Origin of the sequence: Methylobacterium nonmethylotrophicum (genome assembly GCF_004745635.1) — a bacterium.
GTDB classification, from domain to species: Bacteria; Pseudomonadota; Alphaproteobacteria; order Rhizobiales; family Beijerinckiaceae; genus Methylobacterium; species Methylobacterium nonmethylotrophicum.
Map to the genome: position 1 here is coordinate 1 of NZ_SRLB01000078.1, position 4,141 is coordinate 4,141.

At 68.0% G+C, this 4,141-nt stretch carries 3 protein-coding genes and 3 pseudogenes; 4 read left to right on the forward strand and 2 right to left on the reverse strand.

Features of this window, described 5'->3' with window-relative positions; translation table 11 throughout:
- A partial coding sequence (locus EU555_RS35695; protein ID WP_135419949.1) for a transposase occupies window positions 1-194 on the reverse strand: 194 nt, incomplete at its 3' end.
- Window positions 195-379: 185 nt separating this feature from the next.
- On the opposite strand from EU555_RS35695, the pseudogene EU555_RS37805 reads away from it, so the two are divergent.
- Window positions 380-451 (forward strand): annotated as a pseudogene (locus EU555_RS37805) (hypothetical protein); the annotation flags it as partial.
- Between the two features lie 66 nt (window positions 452-517).
- Window positions 518-1,069, forward strand: coding sequence for a transposase (locus EU555_RS35705; protein WP_135420109.1), 552 nt, complete (start codon window positions 518-520; stop codon window positions 1,067-1,069).
- Between the two features lie 27 nt (window positions 1,070-1,096).
- Here EU555_RS35705 and EU555_RS35710 read toward each other — a convergent pair.
- Window positions 1,097-1,743 (reverse strand): annotated as a pseudogene (locus tag EU555_RS35710) (IS3 family transposase); the annotation flags it as partial.
- Window positions 1,744-2,192: 449 nt separating this feature from the next.
- On the opposite strand from EU555_RS35710, the gene EU555_RS35715 reads away from it, so the two are divergent.
- Together EU555_RS35715 and EU555_RS35720 are read left to right on the forward strand one after the other, a co-directional pair.
- Window positions 2,193-2,954, forward strand: coding sequence for a hypothetical protein (locus tag EU555_RS35715; RefSeq protein WP_135420111.1), 762 nt, complete (start codon window positions 2,193-2,195; stop codon window positions 2,952-2,954).
- A gap of 389 nt (window positions 2,955-3,343) precedes the next feature.
- Window positions 3,344-4,063: pseudogene (locus EU555_RS35720) on the forward strand (IS256 family transposase); the annotation flags it as partial.
- Window positions 4,064-4,141 lie beyond the last annotated feature (78 nt).

A 4,141-nucleotide genomic window follows, 5' to 3' on the forward strand; every position in this document is an offset into this window, starting at 1 on the left:
GCAGCCGAGGCCTGCTGCTCGGCCAGCAAGGCGCGCCGCCATCGGAACAGCAGGCTGGAGTGCAGACCGTGCCGGCGGGCTACCTCCGAGGCGGTCGTGGCGGGATCGTCCGCCTCGGCCAGGATGGCGCGCTTCTGCTCGGGCGACCAGACGCGGCGCGTGCCCGCAACGACGACGTGAGGAGAGTTGGTCATAGGTCCAGACACAGGGCCGATACAGCGCCATCTGGCGCCAGACACTGTATCCAGAGCAAAGCACTACAGCCACAAGGCGGCCTTCACCGAGCGCTTACGTCGAACCCCGTCCGGCTACCAAAGCGCAGCAGCGACAGCGGCAGGGTCAGGCGGACCGGGAGTCCCGCTTCCAGCATGTTGCCGCCCTGGCTCGGGACGGCCAGGGCATCCGCGCCATCGCGCGCGAGACTGGGCTGTCGCGGAACACGGTACGGCACTGGCTGCGAGCCGGTACGGCGCCGACCTGGCACAAGGGCGAACGGGCGCGGATCATCGATCCCTTCGTGCCCTACCTCGTGCGGCGGCTCGACGAAGGCGAGAGCAACGCGACGCAGCTTTGGCGCGAGCTGCAGGCCTCGGGCTTCCGAGGTGGCGTGATGAGCGTCCGGCTCTGCGTTGCTGCTCTCAGGGGCGGCCCGCCGCGGACGCGACCTGCACCTAATCCAGTCTGGCGGCGCCCGTCGCCGCGGCGGGCGGCGCGGCTTCTCCTGAACAACGATGAGCATGGCGAGATGGACGGGCGCTTCCTCGATGCTCTGGTGGCCGCCGTCCCCGAGATCGAGCGTGCGCTTGCGGAGGTGAAAGCGTTCACGGTGATCGTGCGGGAGCAGGATCAGGCCGGGTTCGGTGCGTGGCTGGATCGCTGTCGCGATGGCCCGCTGAGCGGCCTGGCGGAGGGGTTGAGGCGGGATCGGGCCGCCGTGGAAGCTGCGCTCGCGCTGTCCTGGAGCACGAGCCCCGTCGAGGGACAGATCAACCGCGTGAAGACGCTGAAGCGGACGATGTACGGTCGGGCCAAGCTCGACTTGCTGCGTGCCCGGGTGTTGGCAGCGTAACCGCTACGGCTGCACCACAAACGCGGGAGAGCCAGTTTCACATCGGCGGCTACACCGCCGCCCCGCAAGTGCCCGAATGCCGTGACGGCGCATCAGGCGCTCCACCCGCCCGCGGCTCACGGTGCGGCCCTCGGCTCGCAGGGCAGCATGCACGCGCGGCGCGCCGTAGCGCCTGTGATGCCCGGCATACACACGCCGGACCTCCTCCAGGAGTTGGCGGTTTGACGCCGACCGGGCGCTCTCAGAACGCGATCGCCATCCGTAGTACCCGCTGGGGGACACTCCGAGCACGCGGCACATGAGACGCACCGGCCAAGTGCGTGCATGCTGCTCGATGAAGGCGAACGTCACTTGGGCATCTCCGCGAAGATGCCGATCGCTTTTTTTAGGACGTCGCGCTCCATGCGCGTCCGGTCGAGTTCACGCCGCAGGCGGGCGATCTCGGCGGCCTGGTCGGCCGGAGATGTGATGGGGCTGGCGGGCGAGGTCCCCGCCGATCCTGCCGAGCGCGGTCGAGGCGAGACCTCGCTCAGCGCCGTGCGCCACTGCCGCAACATGGAGGGTTGGATCCCGAGTTCGGCCGCGACCTGCATCTGCGACCGGCCACTGCTCTCCAGCAAGGCGACCGCTTCGCGTTTAAACTCGGGGGTGAACTCCCGTCTCGTCTTCGCCATCCGACACCTTCCCCGCCCGCAACGAGCGTATCAGAGGTGTCCGTCAAACCGAGGGAGGATCAGTCAGCCTGCGGCTGTCGATCGAGGACACGCGGGCGTTCTACCGGTTGATGGGGCAGCACCTCGAACCCAGGCGATTTGACGGCAGAGGTTAATCCGTGCCTCATACCACGTTAACGCACGCGGGCACGCTGCCCGAGTCGCAATCACCGGAGACCCTGCCGCCGCAGTGAGACCCTGAAAAAGCGAGACCCCCTCACCTTGCCGGGTGAAGGGGTCTGGAGCCCCGAAGGGCCGATCTGAACCGTTGCAAGTCGGATCGTCCCCGAAATCGCTGCCTCTGTCAATCGGAAACCCGTTTTCCGACGACGGCGGAGCTTTGTCCGGGAACCGGGCGCGTCTCACGCGACCCGGCTCGATCTGCCGCGGCCTCACCTCGAGGCCGACCGATGACCTATGCCGAGATGAAAGAGGCGATCGCCCGAGCACTGCCGGCGATGCTGCCGGCCTTGCGCGAGCAGCTCTACGCGCTGAACGCCGCCGGAGGGATCGACGACCGCGAGGCGGGCGAACTCGACGACGCGATCGAGGCGCGGCGCACCGCCGGCCGGGCGTCCCCTACTGCTGCGCCCCCGCCCTCCTCCGCCGTGCCGCTCGCCGCCGTCATGGAGCGCGCGTCGATCTTCCCGCCCCGCACCCGCCCCCGCATTAGCGACCGCCCGTCCGCGAAGCTCCGGCGCCGGCGCGTCGCCTATTCCGGCCCGATCCCGCCAGGGCTCGCCGAGCTGTTCACGGTGGGCGAGATCGCCGTGCTCGGCATCGTCGCAGACGAGATCGCCGCCAAGGGGCGGTGCGACCGCTCAGTGGCCGAGATCGCCCAGCGGGCCGGCGTCTGCTGCCGTCTCGTGCAGCGCGCAATCAAGGAGGCTCGCCTGCAAGGCCTCATCTCCGTCGACGAGCGCAAGCAACACGGGGCCAAGCACCTGACCAACGTCATCCGGGTCCTGTCCCGGGAATGGGCCGCGTGGCTCGCCCGGCGCTCGAAGTCTCGGGGGGTGGGTGAATCGAAGGTCACCCCTGCGGATACGATACGATTCTTTTCTTCTCTGAAGGGAGAGGCGCCAGCTCGCGGAAGCGTCAAAAGGGGTTTCCGGAGGGGGGATTCGAGTTCTGGACCGGCAAGCCGACCGGCCGGGGTGCATCGATTCTAGCCTGAGACTGCCGCCACCCCAGGAATTGAGAACGCCGGACCCTGGTGAGGATCCGGCGTTCGGTGAGGGATTCAAGATGACGCGTAGACGGGTTGAGCGGTTGACCTGTCAGACGTAGCCACGCAGAATTGCCTCTGCGAAGCGGTCAAACGCCTCGCGGATACCTATGTGGCTGGCCTCGCACCACTCTCTCATAGCGTGCTCAGAATCCCACGCGACGCGCGGTGGTCGTGTCCCTTGGAGTGGTGTAGCTAGACGAGAGCGGGAGAGCCCGCCTGCGCGCGCCTCACAGCGCTGTAGCAGGCGGGATCGCCCGCGGGGGTGGCCATCGGCGGTGACGGGTTAGGATCGGGTTGTGAACCACCAACCCCGAACCCGGGAGACCCCCGATGACCGATGCCGTTATGAGCCTGCGGGCGCTGGCTGAGAAGAGCGCGGACGCAGACGTGCTGCGCGAGATGATCGGCTTTGCCGCGCAGCGTTTGATGGAACTGGAGGTGGGCGGCCTGACTGGCGCGGCCCACGGCGAGAAGAACCCGGAGCGGCTGGCCCAGCGCAATGGGTACCGTGACCGGGACTGGCAGACGCGGGCTGGCACGGTCGAGCTGCGCATCCCGAAGCTGCGGACGGGCAGCTACTTCCCGAGCTTCCTGGAGCCGCGCCGGATGACCGAGAAGGCGCTGACCGCGGTGATCCAGGAGGCCTACATCCAGGGCATCTCGACCCGCGCGGTCGACGATCTCGTCCAGGCCTTGGGTGGGACGGGCATCTCCAAGAGCCAGGTCAGCCGGCTGTGCCAGGAGATCGATGAGCGTGTGAACGCCTTCCTCGATCGGCCGATCGAAGGCGAGTGGCCCTACCTGTGGATCGACGCCACCTACGTGAAGGTGCGCCAGAACCATCGCATCGTCTCGGTCGCCGTCATCGTGGCGGTCGGCGTCAACACGGATGGCCGACGCGAGGTCCTGGGCCTCGACATCGGCCCGTCGGAGGCTGAGACCTTCTGGACCGAGTTCCTGCGCAAGCTGGCCCGGCGCGGCCTGCGCGGGGTCAAGCTGGTGATCTCGGACGCGCATGAGGGCATCAAGGCCTCGGTCGCCAAGGTGATGACTGAACCGCTCCGGGTTTTTCGGAGGCTGGTTGGCTTGGTTCAGGCGGCTAAGGCTTGGTCGCCGACGTGGGTATGA